The organism is Bradyrhizobium sp. CFUWI, assembly GCF_056429085.1.
In genome coordinates this window covers 251,316-271,402 of sequence record NZ_JBWJZE010000006.1, presented here as the reverse complement: position 1 = coordinate 271,402, position 20,087 = coordinate 251,316, and the positions used below count along the sequence as shown (strand labels likewise).

At 65.4% G+C, this 20,087-nt stretch carries 17 protein-coding genes and 1 tRNA gene; 14 read left to right on the top strand and 4 right to left on the bottom strand.

Translation table 11 applies throughout. From position 1 onward, the window contains the following. Window positions 1-91 precede the first annotated feature (91 nt). Window positions 92-736 carry a trimeric intracellular cation channel family protein gene (locus AC066S_RS15900; protein WP_126258138.1) on the top strand — a complete coding sequence of 215 codons (645 nt, stop codon included), beginning with the start codon at window positions 92-94 and terminating at the stop codon, window positions 734-736. A 62-nt stretch (window positions 737-798) separates the two neighbouring features. On the opposite strand, the gene AC066S_RS15895 is transcribed toward AC066S_RS15900, so the two are convergent. Next, window positions 799-2,034 carry a c-type cytochrome gene (locus AC066S_RS15895; protein WP_478270142.1) on the bottom strand — a complete coding sequence of 412 codons (1,236 nt, stop codon included), beginning with the start codon at window positions 2,032-2,034 and terminating at the stop codon, window positions 799-801. Window positions 2,035-2,316: 282 nt separating this feature from the next. Between AC066S_RS15895 and AC066S_RS15890 the strand changes: the two genes are divergently transcribed. From AC066S_RS15890 to AC066S_RS15850, 9 genes are all read left to right on the top strand, one after another. Then, a complete protein-coding gene (locus tag AC066S_RS15890) occupies window positions 2,317-5,808 on the top strand; it encodes an indolepyruvate ferredoxin oxidoreductase family protein (protein WP_478270141.1) in 3,492 nt (1,163 codons plus the stop codon). A 494-nt stretch (window positions 5,809-6,302) separates the two neighbouring features. Beyond that, complete coding sequence (locus tag AC066S_RS15885; protein ID WP_478270140.1) at window positions 6,303-7,460, top strand: thiolase domain-containing protein; 1,158 nt, start codon at window positions 6,303-6,305, stop codon at window positions 7,458-7,460. Then, window positions 7,460-7,849 carry a Zn-ribbon domain-containing OB-fold protein gene (locus tag AC066S_RS15880; RefSeq protein ID WP_126258142.1) on the top strand — a complete coding sequence of 130 codons (390 nt, stop codon included), beginning with the start codon at window positions 7,460-7,462 and terminating at the stop codon, window positions 7,847-7,849. The genes AC066S_RS15885 and AC066S_RS15880 overlap by 1 nt, the downstream gene beginning before the upstream one ends. 257 nt (window positions 7,850-8,106) lie before the next feature. Continuing rightward, complete coding sequence (locus AC066S_RS15875) at window positions 8,107-8,967, top strand: MaoC family dehydratase (protein WP_478270139.1); 861 nt, start codon at window positions 8,107-8,109, stop codon at window positions 8,965-8,967. 123 nt (window positions 8,968-9,090) lie between these two features. Beyond that, window positions 9,091-9,969 carry an SDR family oxidoreductase gene (locus AC066S_RS15870; RefSeq protein ID WP_478270138.1) on the top strand — a complete coding sequence of 293 codons (879 nt, stop codon included), beginning with the start codon at window positions 9,091-9,093 and terminating at the stop codon, window positions 9,967-9,969. Between the two features lie 108 nt (window positions 9,970-10,077). After that, window positions 10,078-11,031, top strand: a complete 954-nt coding sequence (locus tag AC066S_RS15865; protein ID WP_126258145.1) for a dihydrodipicolinate synthase family protein — start codon at window positions 10,078-10,080, stop codon at window positions 11,029-11,031. A 4-nt stretch (window positions 11,032-11,035) separates the two neighbouring features. Next, on the top strand, window positions 11,036-11,851 hold the full coding sequence (locus AC066S_RS15860) for an NUDIX hydrolase (protein ID WP_135169906.1): 816 nt from the start codon (window positions 11,036-11,038) through the stop codon (window positions 11,849-11,851). Between the two features lie 77 nt (window positions 11,852-11,928). Next, window positions 11,929-12,843 (top strand): DMT family transporter, encoded by a 915-nt coding sequence (locus AC066S_RS15855; RefSeq protein ID WP_478270137.1) that lies wholly within the window; start codon window positions 11,929-11,931, stop codon window positions 12,841-12,843. Window positions 12,844-12,965: 122 nt separating this feature from the next. Then, window positions 12,966-15,653 carry a PAS domain S-box protein gene (locus AC066S_RS15850; RefSeq protein WP_126258148.1) on the top strand — a complete coding sequence of 896 codons (2,688 nt, stop codon included), beginning with the start codon at window positions 12,966-12,968 and terminating at the stop codon, window positions 15,651-15,653. A 55-nt stretch (window positions 15,654-15,708) separates the two neighbouring features. Here AC066S_RS15850 and AC066S_RS15845 read toward each other — a convergent pair whose 3' ends face one another. Then, a complete protein-coding gene (locus AC066S_RS15845; RefSeq protein WP_164718693.1) occupies window positions 15,709-16,062 on the bottom strand; it encodes a GrlR family regulatory protein in 354 nt (117 codons plus the stop codon). Between the two features lie 255 nt (window positions 16,063-16,317). On the opposite strand from AC066S_RS15845, the gene AC066S_RS15840 reads away from it, so the two are divergent. Continuing rightward, a complete protein-coding gene (locus tag AC066S_RS15840) occupies window positions 16,318-16,815 on the top strand; it encodes a hypothetical protein (RefSeq protein WP_126258150.1) in 498 nt (165 codons plus the stop codon). 148 nt (window positions 16,816-16,963) lie between these two features. On the opposite strand, the gene AC066S_RS15835 is transcribed toward AC066S_RS15840, so the two are convergent. Beyond that, a complete protein-coding gene (locus AC066S_RS15835; protein ID WP_126258151.1) occupies window positions 16,964-17,347 on the bottom strand; it encodes a VOC family protein in 384 nt (127 codons plus the stop codon). Window positions 17,348-17,527: 180 nt separating this feature from the next. Here AC066S_RS15835 and AC066S_RS15830 point away from each other — a divergent pair, with 180 nt between their 5' ends. From AC066S_RS15830 to AC066S_RS15820, 3 genes are all read left to right on the top strand, one after another. Continuing rightward, window positions 17,528-18,100, top strand: a complete 573-nt coding sequence (locus AC066S_RS15830) for a hypothetical protein (protein ID WP_478270136.1) — start codon at window positions 17,528-17,530, stop codon at window positions 18,098-18,100. A 160-nt stretch (window positions 18,101-18,260) separates the two neighbouring features. Continuing rightward, on the top strand, window positions 18,261-18,788 hold the full coding sequence (locus tag AC066S_RS15825) for a hypothetical protein (RefSeq protein WP_478270135.1): 528 nt from the start codon (window positions 18,261-18,263) through the stop codon (window positions 18,786-18,788). 149 nt (window positions 18,789-18,937) lie between these two features. Next, window positions 18,938-19,014 (top strand) — tRNA-Arg (locus AC066S_RS15820). Between the two features lie 77 nt (window positions 19,015-19,091). On the opposite strand, the gene AC066S_RS15815 is transcribed toward AC066S_RS15820, so the two are convergent. After that, window positions 19,092-20,060 carry an AraC family transcriptional regulator gene (locus tag AC066S_RS15815; protein ID WP_167767563.1) on the bottom strand — a complete coding sequence of 323 codons (969 nt, stop codon included), beginning with the start codon at window positions 20,058-20,060 and terminating at the stop codon, window positions 19,092-19,094. Window positions 20,061-20,087: the final 27 nt, after the last annotated feature.

The following is a 20,087-nucleotide window of genomic DNA, read 5'->3' as shown; positions in this document are numbered from 1 at the left end:
TCGCATGTTGCTCAGCCCCCGGGAATCGGGAACCAGTTGTTCCCGGGAACTGAAGCGAGTTCCAGGGAGGCAACGAGGAGGGAACAAGCCGATGTGGAGCCTGCCGCCGACCGACAGCGTGCTGCATTTTCTTTCGCTGATCGCGGTCGCCGCACAGGGCATGACGGCCGCGCTGGCTGCCGGACGCCGCAGCATGGACTGGTTGGGGGTCTGCTTTCTCGGTTGCATCACCGCGCTCGGCGGCGGCACGCTGCGCGATCTCTTCCTTGGACATTATCCGCTGGCCTGGGTGCAGAACCCGATCTATCTCGCGCTGGCCGGCGGCGCGGCCTTCCTCACCATCCTGTTCGCGCGTCTCGTGCACCGATTGAAGGTCGCCTTCATCGTGCTCGACGCCATCGGGCTCGTCGTCTTCACCATGGCGGGCTGCGACGTCGCCTGGCAGATGGACGCCTCGCTGCCGATCGTCATCGTCTCGGGCATGGTGACCGGCTGCGCCGGCGGCGTGTTGCGCGACGTGCTCTGCAACGACGTGCCGCTGCTGTTCCGCTCCGAGCTTTACGCCAGCGTGTCGGTGGTGACCGGCCTTTTCTATGCGACCGCGTTCGGCCTCAAGCTCAACGCCGAGCTCTCGACCATTTTGACCTTCGCGCTCGGCATCAGCTTCCGCCTGCTGGCGGTGCGCTACAAATGGGAGATGCCGAAATTCGTGTTCACGGAGGATGAGGAGAAGTAGGCGCGATCGCGCGCGAATAGCGAATGGCGATTAGCGAATGGATCTAGGCTACTCGCTATTCGCTACTCCCCATTCGCCCCCTGCTGCCTCGCCTTCGCGACCTGCGCCGGCGTCACCAGCAGTCCCGAATTGCCCCAGGAATTGCGGATGTAGTTCGTCACGGCCGCGATCTCCTCGTTGGACAATTGCCTGGCATAGCCCGGCATCTCGCCGGCGTTCGGCGCGCGCGGCGTGGTCAGGGTGTGGGCGCCGTCGAGGATGATGCGCAAGGTGGAGGACGGATTGTTGGATTGCAGCAGCGCATTGCCCGGCAGTGGCGGATAGATGCGCGGGGCGCCGGTGCCGTCCGCTTCGTGGCAGGCGACGCAGAGCTTCGCGTAGACCGCCTGGCCGGCTTTCATCTCGGCATCGTCAGGCGGCGTCACGATGGTCTCGCGCCGTGCCGGCGGCAGGCTCTTCAGATAGAGCGCGATCGCGCGCACATCGGCATCGCTCATCCTGGAGGTCGAGTTGACGATGACGTCCGCCATCGGTCCGCCGGCGTGGCTCCTGGCGTTGCGTCCGCTCTGCAGATATTCCGCGATGTCCGCCTCGCTCCACGATTTCAATCCCGTGCGCGCGGCGCCATCGAGCCGGGGAGCGAACCAGCCCGCGACCTCATTGCCGGACAGCGCCTGCGCGTCCCTGTCAGCGCCGAAAAAATTCTTCGGGGTATGACATGCGCCGCAATGGCCGAGCCCGGTGACGAGATAGCCGCCTCTGTTCCAGGCCGCGCTCTTGCTCTGGTCCGGTTCGAACAGGCCGGGCTTGAAATACATGGCGTTCCAGACCCGCATCAGGCCGCGATAGCCGAATGGCCAGCGCAGCTCCGGCGGCTTGTTGCGGCTCACGACAGGCGCGAGCGTGCCGAGATAGGCGCGGATCGCCAGCGTGTCGTCCTTCGTCATCTTCGTGAAGTAGGGATACGGGAAGGCCGGGTAATAGTTCGAGCCGTCAGGCGCGATGCCGGTGCGCACCGCGCGCACGAAGTCGGCATCCGTCCAGGCGCCGATCCCGGTGTCGCGGTCCGGGGTCAGGTTCGGCGCATAGATCGCGCCGAAGGGCGTCTCAATGCGCTTGCCCCCGGCGAAGGGTTTTGCCGGATCGGCGGTGTGGCAGCCCGCGCAGCCGCCGGCTTCGGCCAGCGCCTTGCCATGGGCGATCAGCTCCGCCGACGGCTCGGCGGCGTGGGCTGCGCATGCAATCGCACTGCACAACGCCAAACCGACAACAACCGAGCAAGCCAGAATCGTCCGCATCGAAGCCACTCCTGCGACCAAACGCCCGCATCCGGCACGAGGGAGCATCCATTCATTTCGCGACGGCGGGGGTATCGTGACACAAATTGAAAACGGCATGCGTGTTTCAGGCCACGAAATTGCGATTTTTACCCGGCGCTCGCCTTGCTCCAGATTTGTGATGCGGAGCGTGAAATATCCGACATAGAGTGGCGGAATTGGTCGGCGCGCCCTAGCTAAAAACAACGGGACGGCAACGGCTTAAGTCGGCAAGACCTGAACAGGGCGGCAAAAGAGGACAGCATGGGCATCAACCAGGGTCCGATCAGTCTCGATCAGAAATACACGCAGGAGACCGGGCACGTCTTCACCACGGGCATTCAGGCCCTGGTCCGCCTGCCCATGGCCCAGATCCGGCGCGACCGCGCGGCGGGGCTGAACACCGCCGGCTTCATCTCCGGCTATCGCGGCTCCCCGCTCGGCGGCTATGACCAGCAGCTCTTTGCCGCCCGCAAGCATCTCGAACAGTACAACATCAAGTTCCAGCCCGGCGTGAACGAGGATCTGGCGGCCACTGCGGTCTGGGGCTCGCAGCAGCTCAACCTCTCGCCCGGCGCGAAGTACGACGGCGTGGTCGGCATCTGGTACGGCAAGGGCCCCGGCGTCGATCGCTGCGGCGACGTGTTCCGCCACGGCAATGCCGCGGGCTCGGCCAAGAACGGCGGCGTGCTGTGCCTCGCCGGTGACGACCACGGCGCAAAATCCTCGACCGTCCCGCATCAGTCCGACCACGCCTTCATGTCCGCGCTGATGCCCTATCTCTATCCCTCGAGCATCCACGAGATGATCGAGATGGGCCTGCTCGGCATCGCGATGTCGCGCTATTCCGGCTGCTGGGTCGGCATGAAGGTGATCACGGAGACGGTGGAAACCACCGCCGAGATCGACCTCACCGACGAGATGAAGCCCTTCATCATCCCCGCCGATTTCGAGCTGCCGCCCGGCGGCCTCAATCTGCGCTGGCCCGATGACCGTTTCGAGCAAGACCGCCGGCTGCAGGATTACAAGGGCTTTGCCGCCATCGCCTTTGCGCGCGCCAACAAGGTCAACCGCGTCACCATGGATTCGCCGAATGCTCGCTTCGGCATCATGGCCTCGGGCAAGAGCTATGAGGACGTCCGCCAGGCGTTGCGCGAGCTCGGCATCACCGAGGAGGTCGCCGCAAAGATCGGCCTTCGCCTCTACAAGATCGGCATGCCCTGGCCGCTCGAGCCGGAAGGGGTGCGCCAGTTCGCGGTCGGGCTCGAAGAGATATTCATCGTCGAAGAGCGCCGCGAGATCGTCGAGAACCAGGTCAAGCAGGAGCTGTTCAACTGGCGCGACGACGTCCGCCCGCGCATCGTCGGCAAGATGGACGAGCACGACAAGCGCTTCTTGACCTTCGCCGCCGAGCTCAGCGTCGCCTCGCTTGCGACCTCGCTCACCGAGCGGCTGCTCAGGCTTAATCTCAACCCTGAAATCGCGGAGATGCTCCGCGTCAAGGCCGACTGGTTCAACGGCCGCCAGGCGACCCAGATGCAGGCGGTCGCGCCCGTCTCCCGCACTCCTTATTTCTGCTCCGGCTGCCCCCACAACACCTCGACGAAAGTTCCAGAAGGCAGCCGAGCGCTCGCCGGCATCGGCTGCCATTTCATGGCGCTGTGGATGGATCGCTCGACCGAGACCTTTACGCATATGGGCGGCGAGGGCGTGCCGTGGGTCGGCATCGCGCCGTTCACCAACGAGAACCACATCTTCGCCAATCTCGGCGACGGCACCTACTTCCACTCCGGCATTCTTGCGATCCGCCAGGCGGTCGCCTCCAAGACCAACATCACCTACAAGATCCTCTACAACGACGCCGTCGCCATGACGGGCGGCCAGCGCCACGACGGCGATCTCTCGCCGCAGCAGATCACCCACCAGCTGCACGCCGAAGGCATCCGCGAGATCTACCTGGTGTCGGAGGCGCCCGACTCCTATCCGGCCGACACGATCGCGCCCGGCGTGAAGAAGTATCACCGCGACGAGCTCGACAAGGTCATGAAGATGTGCCGGGATTACAAGGGCACCTCGGCCATCGTGTTCGTGCAGACCTGCGCGGCAGAAAAGCGCCGCCGCCGCAAGCGCGGCCTGATGGAAGATCCGGCGCGCCGCGTCATGATCAATCCGGCGGTCTGCGAAGGCTGCGGCGACTGCTCGGTGCAGTCGAACTGCATCTCGGTCGAGCCGCTGGAGACCGAGTTCGGCCGCAAGCGCGCCATCAACCAGTCGTCCTGCAACAAGGATTATTCCTGCCTCAAGGGTTTCTGCCCGTCCTTCGTCACCGTGGACGGCGGCAAGCCGCGCCACCGCGCACCGGCCGAGCTCAGCGAGATCGGCGAATTGCCCGAGCCGGCGTCGCGCCCGACGCTTGATAGGCCATATAACATCGCGGTCGGCGGCGTCGGCGGCACCGGCGTGCTCACCATCGGTGCGCTGCTCGGCATGGCCGCCCATATCGAGGGCAAGGCCTCGATGATCCTGGACATGTCAGGCCTGGCGCAGAAGGGTGGGGCGGTGCTCAGCCACGTCCGCCTGTCGGATCATCCGGCCGAGGTGACCTGCTCGCGCATCGTCACCGGCACGGCCGATCTGGTGCTTGCGGCAGATGAAGTGGTTGCCGTCGCCAAGGACACCATCTCGCTGTGTGACTCCAGCCGCACCCGCGGCATCATCAACAGCCACGTCATTCCCACCGCCGATTTCGTCCTCAACCGCGACTTCAACTTCCAGACCCGCAAGCTGAACGCGGTGCTGGAGACGGCGCTGCACAAGGACTCCATCTTCTTCGACTTCACCAAGCCGGCCGAGCAACTGCTCGGCGATGCCATCGCCACCAACATGATGATGATGGGCTACGCCTATCAGAAGGGTCTGTTCCCGCTGTCGGCGGAAGCGATCGAGCAGGCGATCGAGGTCAACGGCGTCTCGATCAAGATGAACAAGGAAGCCTTCCGCCTCGGCCGCCTCGCGGTCGCAGATCCCCAGCGCCTGGCCGACATGCTGAAGGGCACAGATGAGGTCGTTGCGCCCAAGACTCTGGACGCGATGACGCTGGACGAGGTCATCGAGCATCGCGTCAAGCACCTCACCGCCTATCAGAACAGCCGTCTGGCCAAACGCTATCGCAAGCTGGTGGATCAGGTTCGCGAGGCCGCGGTGAAGGGCGGCTATGGCGACGCGCTGCCGCGCGCGGTCGCTGTGAATTATGCCAAGCTGCTGGCCTACAAGGACGAATACGAAGTCGCGCGCCTCTACACCGACGGCGCTTTCGAGCAACAGCTCCGCGATCAGTTCGAGGGCGATTTCAAGTTCAACTTCAACCTCGCGCCGCCGATTTTGGCGAGCGGCGTCGATGCGCTGGGGCGCCCGAAGAAGCGCGCCTTCGGCCCGTGGATGCTGAACGTCTTTCGCGTCCTGGCAAAGTTCAAATTCCTGCGCGGCACCCCGTTCGACATCTTCGGCCGCAGCGCCGACCGCAAGCTCGAACGCGACCTGATCGCCGGCTACGAGAAGGACGTCACGACCGTGCTCGGCCTGTTGTCGCCGGTGACGATCGACACCGCGGTCGAATTGCTCTCGCTACCCGATCGCATCCGCGGCTACGGCCCGGTGAAGGAGAAGGCGGTAAACGACGCCAAGGTGCGTTACGCGCAGCTCGCCGCCGATCTGGCAACCCCCCCGCCGGCGCCAAGGCAGATCGCGGCGGAGTAGGACGGCCCCGTAGGGTGGGCAAAGGCGCAAAGCGCCGTGCCCACCATCTCGCCGTAGTTGCGCAAAAGACGTGGGCACGCTTCCGCCGTCGCTCTTCGAGCTATGGCAGACAAGTCGCTTTGCCCACCCTGCGAATTCTCGTGTGAAATCAACCACCGTTCTACTGTGCATGGGGTTGTTTTCGCAAAACCGAAGCGTCGGGCAGAGCACCTCTGATCTTGCTCAGCCTGTCGTGCCCCGGACGCGGCGCAGCGCTTCTTGGCGGTGCGTTGCAGAGCCGGGCCCCAGAACCTTCGTGCATTGAATTCGCAGCCGCATCGGTGCCGGCTCTGCGCAGCAACGCTGAAGCGGTGCAGCGCGTCCGGGACACCAGAGCATCTCCGCTTGCGCTCGCCCGCGGCCCTCTCGCAGGACGGAATATTTCCGCGCTTGCCAATCCGCCCACCGCGGTTCAGAAAAACGGGGCAATAAGAAACGCGAGCGGAGACCTGAGTTTGACCATCAAGGGCAAGGCCTACATTGCCGGTATCTACGAACACCCGACCCGGCATGCGCCGGACAAATCCACCGCCCAGCTCCACGCCGAGGTCGCCAAGGGGGCCATCGAGGATGCAGGGATCAGCAAGGACGACATCGACGGCTATTTCTGCGCGGGCGATGCGCCCGGTGGCGCCTGGCCGATGGTCGATTATCTCGGCCTGAACACCAAGAAGCTCCGCCATATCGATTCCACCGAGACCGGCGGCTGCTCCTACATCATCCATCTCGGCCATGCCGCCGAGGCGATCGCCGCGGGCAAGTGCTCGATCGCGCTCGTCACGCTGGCCGGCAAGCCGCGCACCGGCGCGATGCCGCCGCGCGCCGCCGGCGCCGAGGCCGATTTCGAATCCGCTTACGGCGCGACCACGCACAATGCCTACGGCATGTGTGCCATGCGCCACATGCACGACTATGGCACCACGTCGGAGCAGCTGGCCTGGATCAAGGTCGCGGCCTCGCATCACGCTCAGTACAATCCGCATGCGATGCTCAAGGACGTCGTCACCGTCGAGGACGTGCTGAACTCGCCGATGATCTCCGATCCCCTCCACCGCATGGATTGCTGCGTCGTCTCCGACGGCGGCGGCGCGCTGATCGTGACAACGCCCGAGATCGCCAAGAGCCTGAAGAAGCCGCTGGTGCGCCTGATCGGCCATGGCGAGGCGATGAAGGGACCGCGCGGCGGCAAGGATCTCGACCTCACTCATTCGGCCGGCATCTGGTCCGGCCCGCGTGCATTCGAGGAAGCCGGCATCACGCCGAAGGACATCAAGTACGCTTCGATCTACGACAGCTTCACCATCACGGTGCTGATGCAGCTCGAGGACCTCGGCTTCTGCAAGAAGGGCGAGGGCGGCAAGTTCGTCGCCGACGGCAACCTGATCTCGGGCGTCGGCAAGCTGCCGTTCAACACCGACGGCGGCGGCCTCTGCAGCAACCATCCCGTCAACCGCGGCGGCATGACCAAGATCATCGAGGCCGTACGGCAGCTGCGCGGCGAGGCGCATCCGAAGGTGCAGGTCAAGAATTGCGATCTCGCCATCGCCCACGGCACCGGCGGCCTCCTGGGCGTCCGCCACGCCGCCTCGACGGCCATTCTGGAGCGCGTGTGATGAGTGAAGCGAAGAAGTATCCGGCCCCGGTGACGAACCCCGAGACCGCCGCGTTCTGGGACGCGGCGAAAGAGGGCAAGTTCATGATCAAGCGCTGCACGGCGTGCGGCGAGGCGCACTACTTCCCGCGCTCGATCTGCCCGTTCTGCTATTCCGACAAGACGGTGTGGGAGCAGGCCTCGGGCGAGGGCACGATCTACACCTGGAGCCTGATGCGGAAGTCGCCGACCGGCCCTTATGCGATTGGCTATGTCACGCTGAAGGAGGGGCCGTCGGTGCAGACCAATTTCGTCGACTGCGATCTCACGACGCTCAAGATCGGCCAGAAGGTGAAGGTGGTGTTCAAGCCGACCGACGGCGCGCCGCTGCCGTTCTTCACGCCGGCCTGACGCGAAGCTGCGTAGGGTGGGTAGAGCGAAGCGAAACCCACCGACGCAGGCAATGATGGGTTTCGCTGCGCTCTACCCATCCTACGAATTCTCCGTCCTCAACCTTGTGTAGGACGGTCCTCATCCTGAGGAGCTTGCGAAGCAAGCGTCTCGAAGGATGGCCACAACGAAGAAGCGTTTCGGGCATCCTCATGGTTCGAGACGGCGCAAGAGCGCCTCCTCACCATGAGGATGAGAACCAGAGGAAACCAAACAAAATGTCCGCCAGATACGAAGAGCTCAAGTCCCTCAAAAGCCTCGGCCAGAAATACGCCTACACCGATCGCGAGGTGATGCTCTACGCCTACGGCATCGGCCTCGGCGCCGATCCCATGGACGAGAACGAGCTCGCCTTCGTCAACGAGGGCACGTTGACGCCGCGGCCGCTCAAGGTGGTGCCGACCTTTGCGTCCGTGGCGGCGTGGGGCTCGGGGCCGGGCGAGATGAACCTCAACCGCGTCATGGTGGTCGACGGCGAGCGCGACATCACCTTCCACCAGCCGCTGCCGGTGGCCGCGAACATCACCGCCGATTCCTCCGTGCTCGAGGTCTACGACAAGGGCAAGGACAAGGGCGTCGTCATCGTGCATCAGACCGTGCTGAAGAACGAGAAGGGCGAGAAGCTCGCAACCCTCGTCGCCTCGCGCTTCGCCCGCGGCGATGGCGGCTTTGGCGGTCCGAACCTGACCCAACCCGATCCGCACAAGATCCCATCGCGCAGCCCCGACAAGACCATCGACATCACCACGCGCCCCGACCAGGCGCTGGTCTATCGCCTCTGCGGTGACCGCAACCCGCTGCACTCCGATCCCGAATTCGCCAAGAAGGCCGGCTTCCCGCGCCCGATCCTGCACGGCATGTGCACCTACGGCATCACCTGCCGCGGCGTGCTCCAGACCTATGCCAACTACGACGCCGGCGCGTTCCGCCAGCACGTCGCGCGGTTCTCCTCGCCGGTCTATCCCGGCGAGACCGTGACCATGGATCTCTGGAAGGACGGCAACGTGATCTCGTTCGAAGCCAAGGTGAAGTCGCGCGGCGTCACCGTGATCAAGAACGGCAAGACGGTGCTGGGTTAATCTCCGTTGTCATTCCGGGGCGCGCGCAGCGCGAACCCGGAATCTCGCGCTACAATCTCTGGATTCCGGGTTCAGCGCTGCGCGCTGCCCCGGAATGACAATAACAAACAGGGAGACGCCACCATGGGATTGCTCGACGGCAAGGTTGCGCTGATCACCGGTGCGGGCGGGGGCCTCGGCGAGGCCTACGCAAAGCTGTTCGCGCGGGAAGGGGCCTCGGTCGTCGTCAACGACCTCGGCGGGCCTCGTGACGGTTCCGGCGCCGACAAGTCCATGGCGCAGCAGGTGGTGGATGCGATCAGGGCCGAGGGCGGCAAGGCGGTCGCCAACGGCGCCGACATCTCCACCATGGGGGGCGGTCAGTCGGTGTTCGACGACGCCATCAAGCATTTCGGCCGCGCCGACATCCTGGTCAACAATGCCGGCATCCTGCGCGACCAGACCTTTCACAAGGCTTCGGAGGCCGACTGGGACAAGGTCATCAAGGTCCACCTCAAGGGCACCTTTTGTTGCACCCTGCCGGTGTTTCGCTGGATGCGGGAAAACGGCGGCGGCGTCATCGTCAACACCTCCTCGACATCAGGGCTGATCGGCAATTTCGGCCAGACCAATTACGGCGCGGCGAAGGGCGGCATCTGGGGTCTGTCCAACGTGCTGGCGATCGAGGGCCGCAAGTACAACATCCGGATCTGGACGCTCGCCCCCGGCGCCCTGACCCGCATGACCGCAGACCTGCCCCGCTATAAGGAGAACCCGGGGGCGGCGCTGGGACCGGACGGCATCGCGCCGGCCGTGCTATACATGGTCAGCGACTTGTCGGGCGACCAGACCGGCAAGGTGCTGGGCGTGTCCGGGCCCCGCGGCGTGCGCGAGATGCGGATGATGGAGATGGAAGGCTGGAAACCGCCGCATTCGGGCTGGAAGGCCGAGGACATCGTCGATCATGCCAAGGAGATCTTCTTCTCCGAGGAGCAGATCAAGATGGGCGCGCGGAGGTTTTAGCTTGAACTGTCGTTCCGGGGCACGCGTAGCGTGAACCCGGAACCTCGAGATTCCGGGTTCGATGCTGCGCATCGCCCCGGAATGACGAACAAGAGGACAAGAGGACTGATGAAACTGACCGCCGACGCCAAGGGCACTTTCGCAATCGCGCCGACGCCGTTCCATGACGACGGCCGCATCGACGAGCGCTCGATCGACCGTTTGACCGATTTCTACGAGGAGGTCGGCTGCGACGGCGTCACGGTGCTGGGCATCCTCGGCGAGGCCCCGAAGCTCGATGCCAGCGAGGCCGAGCAGGTGGCGGTGCGCTACGTCAAGCGCGCCAAGAAGATGCAGGTCATCGTCGGCGTCTCCGCGCCGGGCTTTGCCACCATGCGCTCGCTGGCCAAGGCCTCGATGGACGCCGGCGCGGCCGGCGTGATGATCGCGCCGCCGCCGAGCTTGCGCACCGACGATCAGATCATCGGCTATTTCAAGCAGGCGGCCGAGGCGATCGGCCCCGACGTGCCCTGGGTGCTGCAGGATTACCCGCTCACCTTGCAGGTGGTGTTCACCCCCGCCGTGATCCGCAAGATCGTGATGGACAATCCGAACTGCGTGATGCTCAAGCACGAGGACTGGCCGGGCCTGGAGAAGATCACGACGCTGCGCGGCTTCCAGAAGGACGGCTCGCTCCGGCCGCTCTCGATCCTCTGCGGCAATGGCGGCACGTTCCTGGACTTCGAGATGGAGCGCGGCGCCGACGGCGCCATGACCGGCTACGCCTTCCCGGAGCTTCTGATCGACGTCGTCAACCTCTCCAAGGCCGGCAAGCGCGATGCCGCGCATGATCTGTTTGACGCGCATCTGCCGCTGATCCGCTACGAGCAGCAGCCCGGCGTCGGCCTGACCGTGCGCAAATACGTGCTGCAGAAGCGCGGCATCATCGCCTCCAGCGCGCAGCGCAAGCCGGGCGCGACGATCACCGCGACGGCGAAGGCCGAGGTGGATTATCTGCTGTCGCGCGTCGCCCGCTTCGACAAGCGCGCCAATCTCGGCCCGCAATCCAGCGCCGCAGGTTAGCTGCATGGCCGAGACATCAGCATCACGCCCGGCCTCGACGATCCTCCTGCTCCGTGACGGCGAGCAGGCCGACGGCAAGAGCCGCGGCGAGATCGAGCTCTTCATGATGGTTCGCCATCATCAGATCGAGTTCAATTCGGGCGCGCTGGTGTTTCCCGGCGGCAGCGTCGATGCCGGCGACAAGGAGATCGTCGCCCGTGCGGACCTCTATTCGGGCGGGGAGGGCTTGAGCGAGGCGGACCGGGGTTTTCGTATCGCCGCGATCCGCGAGACTTTTGAGGAGAGCGGCATCCTGCTGGCGCGGTCAAAGGCGACGGGCGCTCCCGTTGACGCCAGGCGTGCCGGCGAGATCGCAGACGCGCATCGCGTCGCGCTCAACGAGCACAAAGTCAGCTTCCTGAGCATCCTGGCCGACAACGGTCTGCAGCTCGCGCTCGACACGCTGGTGCCTTACGCGCACTGGATCACGCCGGAGGGCATGCCCAAGCGTTTCGACACCTGGTTCTTCCTGGCGGCCGCGCCGCCGGACCAGCTCGGCGCCCATGACGGCCGGGAATCCACCGATTCGATCTGGGTGTCGCCGCGCGAGGCGGTGGAGGGCGGCGAAAGCGGCCGCTTCAAGCTGCCGTTCCCGACCACGCGCAATTTGATCCGGCTGGCGAAGCAGCCAACGGTGCAAGCCGCGCTCGAGCATGCCCGCAGCCTGTCGATCGTCACGGTGATGCCGGTCATGACCAAGACCGACACCGGCCGCCAGCTCCGCATTCCCCGCGAGGCCGGCTATGACGGCGAGGTGTTCGAGGTCGGGGCGCTGGGCTAATACACTTCGACGCCCGACGAAGTATTGAGGACCGTGGTCGCGTTAGGTTCCGTCCATTGTGAAGGACGGAGCAGGCCATGGATATCAGGCAGGACACCAACATCGCCGCCGAGCTGGCGCTGCTGGTCGCGCTCGCAACGCTGTGGGGCGGCTCCTACACGTTCATCAAGCTCGGCGTTGCCACCATTCCGCCGATCACGTTGATCGCCGCGCGAACCGCGATCGCCGGCCTCCTGCTGCTCGGCGTCATGGCGGCGCGAGGCATCAAGATGCCCAGCGACGCCGCGACCTGGCGGCGCTTCGCCTTCCAGGCCGTGCTCAACAGCGTCGTCCCCTGGACGCTGATCGCCTGGGGCGAGCGCCATGTCGATGCCGCCCTCGCCACCATTCTCAACTCCGCCGCACCGATCTTCACCTTCCTGCTCACGGCCGTCGTCACCCGCCACGAGGCGACGAGCCCGCGAAAGCTGTTCGGCGTGATGGCAGGGATGGCCGGCATCTGCCTCATCGTCGGCGTCGATGCCTTCCATGACATCGGCGGCGGCCTCCTCGCCGAGGCCGCCATCGTCGCGGCCACCATCTGCTATGCCTGCGCCGCGATTTTCGGCCGCAGCTTTGGAGGCCTCGACCCGATGGCGCCGGCCGCCGGCTCGCTGCTGGCCGGGGCCGCCGTCCTGATCCCGGCCTCGCTCGCGGTCGAGCAGCCCTGGACGCTGTCGCCGTCGCTGAGCTCCGTGCTGGCGTTGCTTGCGCTCGCCGTGTTCTCGACGGCCGCGGCGTTTGCGATCTACTTCCGCCTGATCCAGACCCTTGGCTCGGTCGGCACCACCGCGCAGGCCTATCTCCGTGTGCCCATCGGCGTCGCCATCAGCGTCGCCTTCCTCGGCGAGAGCCTGAGCCCGACCGCCTGGATCGGGCTGGCCTGCGTCGTCCTCGGCGTCGCCGCCATGACGATCCCGGCCCGGCAGCTCGCGAGCGGCAAACCGTCATAGGTCGGGGACGGGGGCTCCGGGACCGCGATATTAAGCATAAACGGCGTCCGGAGGCATGTTCCCCCCGGGCGGCAATACGTCGTATATTGGGCCGCCAATAGCCCGGTCCTCTCATCATCCCAATGTCCGCCGAATTGACGCCGACCCCTGAGAAAAAGCGAACCTTCTCGCTCTCCATCGGCCAGCTCACCTTCGGCAGCTTTCTGTTGGTGCTGGCGGTGATCATCGTCACCTCGACCGCGAGCGTGATCGCGATCCGGCACATCGACACCACCTTCGCCGAGCTGCAGCGGCTCCAGAGCGTCGGCGACCTCGCCGAGGACATCGACCGCCGCATGAACGAATTGCGCCTCGCCGCCCGCGACTTCGTCACCGATCCCGGCGCCGGCATCCAGTTCCAGCAGGTGGGCGAGGCGGCCTCGACGCTCAGCGACATCCTGAAAAAGACCCGCATCGAGCTCGCGCCAGAGCAGCAGGACATGATCGACGGGGTCACCGAACGCCTCGCGACCTATCGGACCGGCCTCGAGCGGATATCGACCCTGATCGACCGCCGCGCCCAGCTGCTCGCCGGCCTGCCGCCGCTGCGCGAACAGTTCGATGTGGCCGTCTCCGGCACCGCCGACCGTGAGCTGGCCTCGCGCCTGTTGGAGACCCAGAGCCGCATCGCGCTCGGGCTGCTCGCGCGCAACCCGTCCGCCGCGGAGCAGGCCGCCCAGAACATGCGGGCACTGGACATCGGCGATGCCAAGCTCAAGGCGGCGGTGAACGACTATGCCGAGGCCATTATGGCCGTGGCCGTCCGCGAGCGGCAGATCGCCGATATCGACCGCGAGGTGCTGGGAACCGAGGGGCGGCTGATCGGCCGCGTCACCGAATTGCTGCGCGAGGTCAGCGACCGGCGCGGCCATGTGCTGTCGCGCGACTTTGCCCGCACGCTGACGGAGGCGCGATGGCAGAGCATCGTGCTGGGCAGCATCGGCGTTCTGATCGGCATTCTGGCGGCCGGCTTCGTGGTGCGGCGGACGGTTCGTCCGCTGGCTCAGATCGCACGCTCCATCCGCGCGCTTGCGGCGGGCCGGAAAGACACCTCGATCCCGTCGGCCGACCTCGACAACGAGATCGGCGACATCGCGCGTGCCGCCGAAGTCTTCCGCCGCGCGCTGGAGGAGGCCGACACGGCACGCGAGGCGGCGGTGCGCGCGCTCACCGAGCAGCGCCTCGCCGAAGAGAGCTACCGGAAACTGTTCGAGGGCTCGATCGACGGCATCTACGTGACGACGCCGGCCGGCGAGCTCCTCAACGCCAATCCGGCGCTGGCCCGGATGATGGGCTACGACAGCCCGCAGCATCTCATCGCCAGCATCAACGACATTGCCCACACGATCTATGTCCATCCCGAGGCGCGCGCCGAATACCAGCGGCTGATGGCGCGTGACGGCATGGTGCGCGAATTCGAGTATCAGGTGCGCCAGCGCAGCGGCGACATCCTGTGGCTTTCCGACAGCGCCACCGGCGTGCGGGACGAAGCGGGCAACATCGTCCGCTACGAGGGCACGCTGCGCGACATCACCGACCAGAAGCGGGCGGAAGACGCCATTGCCGAAGGCCGGCGCCTGCTCCAGCAGGTCATCGACACCGTTCCGGCGGTGATCAATGTCAAGGACCGCGACCTGCGCTATGTGCTGATGAACCGCTACATGGCCGGCATCTTCGGCATCGAGCCCGGCGACGCGCTCGGCCGCACCACGGCGGACCTGATGTCGCGCTATGGCGCGGCCAAGACCGACGAGAACGACAAGCGCGTGCTGGCCCTGCGAAAGGGGCTCGGCTTCTACGAGGAGGAATACAAGGACGTCTCCGGCAACATGCGGCAATGGCTTGTCAACAAGCTGCCGCTGCTCGATGCCGAGGGCGAGATCGAGCGCATCGTCACCGTCGCGCTCGACATCGGCGAGCGCAAGCGCGGTGAGCAGGAGATGCGCAAGGCCAAGGAAGCCGCCGAGACCGCGCTGCGTAATCTGCGCGAGACGCAGGCCTCGCTGATCGAGGCCGAGAAGCTCGCCGCGCTCGGGCGCCTCGTTGCCGGCGTCGCGCACGAGGTCAACAATCCCGTCGGCATCAGCCTCACTGTCGCCTCCGCGCTGGAGCGCAAGACTGCGATGTTCACCGCCGAGGTCGAGCGCGGCGAGCTCCGCCGCTCCACACTCAACGATTTCCTCAGCACCAGCCGCGATGCGTCCTCGCAGCTCGTCTCCAATCTCAACCGCGCCGCCGAGCTGATCCAGTCGTTCAAGCAGGTCGCCGCCGACCGCAACTATTCGGACCAGCGCACTTTCGATCTCGGCGACCTCACCGAGCAGGTGGTGATGAGCCTGCGACCGGGCCTGCGCAAGCACAATCTGACGCTCAATGTCGAGTGCCAGCCCGATCTCACCATGAACAGCTATCCGGGCCCCTATGGCCAGGTGCTGACCAATCTGTTCCTCAATTCGGTGGCGCACGCCTTCCCGGACGGCCGGCCGGGGACGATCGACATCCAGGTGCGGGAGTCCGGCAAGGACAATGTCGAGATCATCTTCTCCGACAATGGCTGCGGCATGTCGCTCGACGTGCGTCGGCGCGCCTTCGATCCGTTTTTCACGACGCGGCGCGACCAGGGCGGCACCGGCCTCGGATTGCACATCGTCTACAGCATCGTCACCAATCGGCTCGGCGGGCGGCTCGATCTCGATTCCGAGCCGGGCAACGGCACGCGCATCCAGATCATCCTGCCGCGCGTGGCGCCGCTGGAGCAGGCTGCGGAATAGTCGCGCTCCAGCTTTTGGTTTTGGCGCGCGTTCTTGACGCGAACCGGTATCCGCTTTAGTCGACGTCAGCGAGCTTGTGCAGCGTTGCGCCGAAGATCAGGCTGGCTTTGCCGACCAGCGCCGTGCCCGTCATCTCCGCGCGCGTGTCCGTGTAGGTGCCGTTGACACCGATGCCGACCGGGGCAGGGCCGCCGAACAGCGGATTGTCGTCGCCCCGCGGCGAGGTGTGCCGCTGCACCAGCACCTCGCCTTTGAAGCTGGTGTCGTCCTTCACCACGTAGCTGCCGGTGTAATAGAGGTAGGCATCGCCGCCAAGAATCTTGCCGTCGCGAAAAAGGATCACGCCGCTGCCCTTGCCGACTCGACCATCGAGCAGGGTCACGTGAATCGAATAGAGGCCGTTCTTCATAACGTCCCACGGGCCGGCCGCCATCGCCCAATGGCGTAGCCGGTCCGGCTTTTATGCCAAAGCGTATCGCCCCGCGCAACGCGGCAGTTTGCCGGCCGCCGCCGGAGGTTGCCGCGAGCCGTAGTTGTCCCGACTTGTGCTTGACGCAATCATGACGGTCTGATGATGGGGCGAGGCCGGTCGTTGCGAATCAGAGTTGGCCCGCAAAATGCACAACAACTAGCTGCACTGGCCGCGGGGTGCTGGAGCAAGACGATGAGGAACTGGATCGATTCCGGCGGCGATGAGCCGCGTCTGTACAGTGCGCGTCCCACGAATTGCAAAACGGAACGACGGCGCTCCGGCAGCGTAACACGCTGGCGAGGCGCGACGAGACTGGCAGGGGCCCTGGTCTTGCTTGCGCTCGCAGCCCCCATCGGCCAGGCACGCGACCGCGGCCAGTTCGCCAACACCAATCCGGATTTGAAAGCCTGGTTCGACGGCCTGCGCAGCGGCAAGGGGCCGTGCTGCTCCGATGCCGACGGTTCGGCGCTCTCGGATAGTGACTGGGACAGCAAGGACGGGCACTACCGCGTCCGCCTCCCGCGCTACGGCTCCGGGCTGGAAGGACAGCCGCAGGAGCTGGTCTGGGTCGATGTCCCCGAGGAGGCCGTGATCTCCGAGCCGAACCGGGTGGGGCGCACCATGGTGTGGCCGATCTACGGCTATATGGGCGTCACCGTCCGCTGCTTCATGCCGGGCAGCATGACCTGAAGCGCGATGAGGCGAGGAAGAATCGTCATCGCGCTCTAGATTATTGTTTGAGCATGGTCTTTTCAGAAAGCCGCTGCGCCCTTTTCCGGATCATGCTTTAGCGGCCTCGGCGGCATGTTGCCCGATGCGTCGACGCGGCGCGCGCGGGTCAGGTATATTTGTTGTCCCGCTCGAGCAGCTCGATGGAGATGCCTTCGGGGCCGCGGATGAAGCAGATGCGCACCCCGGGCCGGATCGTGGTCGGCTCGCGCGTGAAGGTGACGCCTTTGGCCTTGATCTCGGCCGCGACGGCATCGATGTCCTTCACCGTCAGCCCGAAATGGTCGAGGCCCTGATGCGGGTGCGGAGGCGGCGGGTTGACCGCGCTGTCGCCCTCGAGCGGCGCGATGAAGATCCTGGCGCCGCCAAGGTTCACGTCGATCCGCCCCGGCGCGCGGACGATCTCGCCACCGAGGATGTCCCGCAGCCAGGCTGCGGTCGCCTCCGGATCGGGGCTGCGCAGATGGACGTGATCCCAAGTGACGACTGGCATTTCGATGTCTCCTGATGGTCCTGCGCGATGTTGCCGCGCATGTTAGCGGCCGTGGTCGGTGATCGCCACCGTCCTTGCCGATTCGCAAGCGTGCGGGAACCCTAGGTCGTCTTCCGGATTAAGGTAAGCAGTGGCCCATTCCGTCGCTCGACGGCTTCGGCTGCGATCGGTGAAGCAACCATGAACGCCAGGCTCGACCGGATCGGATTGAGGCGCTTTGCAGGGACCGGCGAGCGACTGGCGCGAGCCGTCACGATTGCAAGCGTCTCATTTGGTCGCAGCCTTCTGTGGTTGCTGGCGGCCATCATCGTCGGCTGCGGCGTCTGGATGCTGCTGCCTCTGTCCAAAGGCAATAGCGCTGAGCAGGTCAAGTCGGAGATGGCAGCCGTCGAGACGGCTCCTTCGAACGATCCGGCCGGATCGGCGTCGCTGGCTTCCGAAGCTCAGGTCCCGGCCATGGCGGACCTTGGTCGTCTCAGGATTTCCTCGCAGACCTGGCGCCGCGGCGGCCTTGGCTCGAAAGCCCTGGTGACGTTCACGCTGCGAAACGACAACGACTATGCCGTAAAAGATGTCGAGATCGTCTGCGCCTTTGCGCGGCGCGATGGCAGCCATCTCACCGATCGCAGTCGCGTGCTGGCAGACCCGGTCGGCATGAGGAGCCGCAAGACCTACGCCCGGATTCCCGTCGGCTTCGTCAACGTGAATGCCGATCAGGCGAAATGTTCCCTGGTTGCGGCACGCCGCGCATAAAGGCGGCATGTTCCGGTAGCGGAAAAGTTACCCTCCGCGGCCCTTGGCCAAAAAACCTCGCGTCGCCATTTGAACCGGAAGGCTGGGCCAGGAACCAATTAAGAGATCGCCTGTTGAGGCGGAGAGCCCACGCGGGGATGCGGGGGGCGGAGCGTGGCCAATGCCTGTCTTTCGATATTTCGTCTTTGTCGGTGGAGCTTTGCTCGCACTGCTGTTCGCAGCGGACTTCGTTCTGCCATCGCAGCCGGTTGCGCAGGCCGTCGCCACCGCAAGCAATGATCAGCCGCTGATCCGGATTCGCTCCGATCGCCATCTGCCCGAGCGTGTCGTGCTCGACACTACCCAGCCCACGCTCGTCCCGGCTGCGATGAAAACTGCCGCTGTGGTTGCGCCTCAGCCGCCGGTGCAGGACAGCACGTCGGCAGCCCTCGCCGAGATGTCGGCCAAGGCGCGGGTGCGCGAGACGTTCGCCCAGTTCACGCCGGGAGGACCGAAGGCGGGCGCCGCCGCAGCGAACAAGGCGGACACCAAGCCGCAGGTTCAAGCGCAAGCCCAGCCTGCTCAGGCGCCTCAGGCGCAGCCGCCGAAGCGCAGAATCGCCAGGGCGCATTCGGTACCGCAACAGCAGGACCGGCCGATGATGGTCGCGCAGCGTCCGCAATTCGGCTTCTTCGGCAACACCTGGTAAAAACGGCCACGCCCCGCTTCGAAACGAGGCGGGGAGGGCTTTTTATTGGTCAGTCTCTCTGCTAATTCCAATCCATCCGAACGCCCGTCGGTGCGCTGGCTCGCCAGCCACGGTGCGGTGTTTCCCGGTTCTGGTCCAATCGGGCCCAGGCGCTCGTAGCTCAGCTGGATAGAGCATCGGATTTCGATTCCGAGGGTCGGAGGTTCGAATCCTTCCGAGCGCGCCAGTCCTCCTTTGTCCAGCCCGTTCCAGATATGTTCCGAACCGGCGCTGAGGCTGGGCACCGTCGCAAGGCTCGCTGGGTCAGTCAGCCTGACGGACACCGCTCTGCCGTCCACGCGCCAGCGTGTCGGAGGGCGTCTCGTGGAAGATCGCGCGGTAGGCCGCGGCAAATTCACCCAGATGGTGGAAGCCCTGGGCGCGCGCGCATGTGGTGACGGTGGCGCCGCCACCCTTGAGGAGGCGGGCGCGGGTCGCCCACAGCCTCTTGAGCCGGATGTACTGATGCAGGCTCATGCCCCGCACCTTGCTTACCGCGCCGCCGAGCGTCCGGATCGAGACGCCGAACTCGCCGGCGAGATCAGCGGTATAGATCGCAGCGGTCGGATGGGCCGCGACGTAATCGTCGATCCGCTGCACCAGCTTGATCGAACGCTCGGCCTGGGCCGAGGCGCTCAGGTCCGACATCGAATCGGTCTGAAACAAATCGTCGAGCGCGAGCAGCAGGCCTTCCTGGAGATGGAGCGCGACTTCGGTGGTTTCGAACAGGAGCGGCTGCACCGAGGCGGTCCGCAGGATGTCGAGCAGGAGTTGCCGCGTGTGGAGCAGGGCCGGCCGGTTCGCGACACGGGCCCGCAAATCGTCGGCGCGATCGAACCAGCCTCGGTCTTTCAGCCCGGGGGAGAAGATGATCATCGCGTAATGATTGGTCTGCGGCTCGACGAAATGGCATTCATCGTTGCCGCGGAGCGTGACGAAGAAGCGCGCATCGAGATCCAGGCCCTTGAGGTTGACCTGGAGGTCGTCGGTCATGGACAGGATCACCATCCCGCCCGGCATCCGATAGGCCGTGTCCAGGATGCGCGCGAACGATCTCATCACGATGATGCGGCACGCCGGAAGGGAGACGACGGCGCGGGCCGCGGCGAAGTTCGGGATGTCGAGCGGAATGCTTCGGGCATCCTCCATCGACTCGATCGGTCGAAACGCGTCGACGTCGGCAAAGCCGATCAGCTGTAGCGCGGAGGACGGAGTGAGAGCGTCGAACAACATGGGTCTGACCGGCTGCTGAAAAGTGAC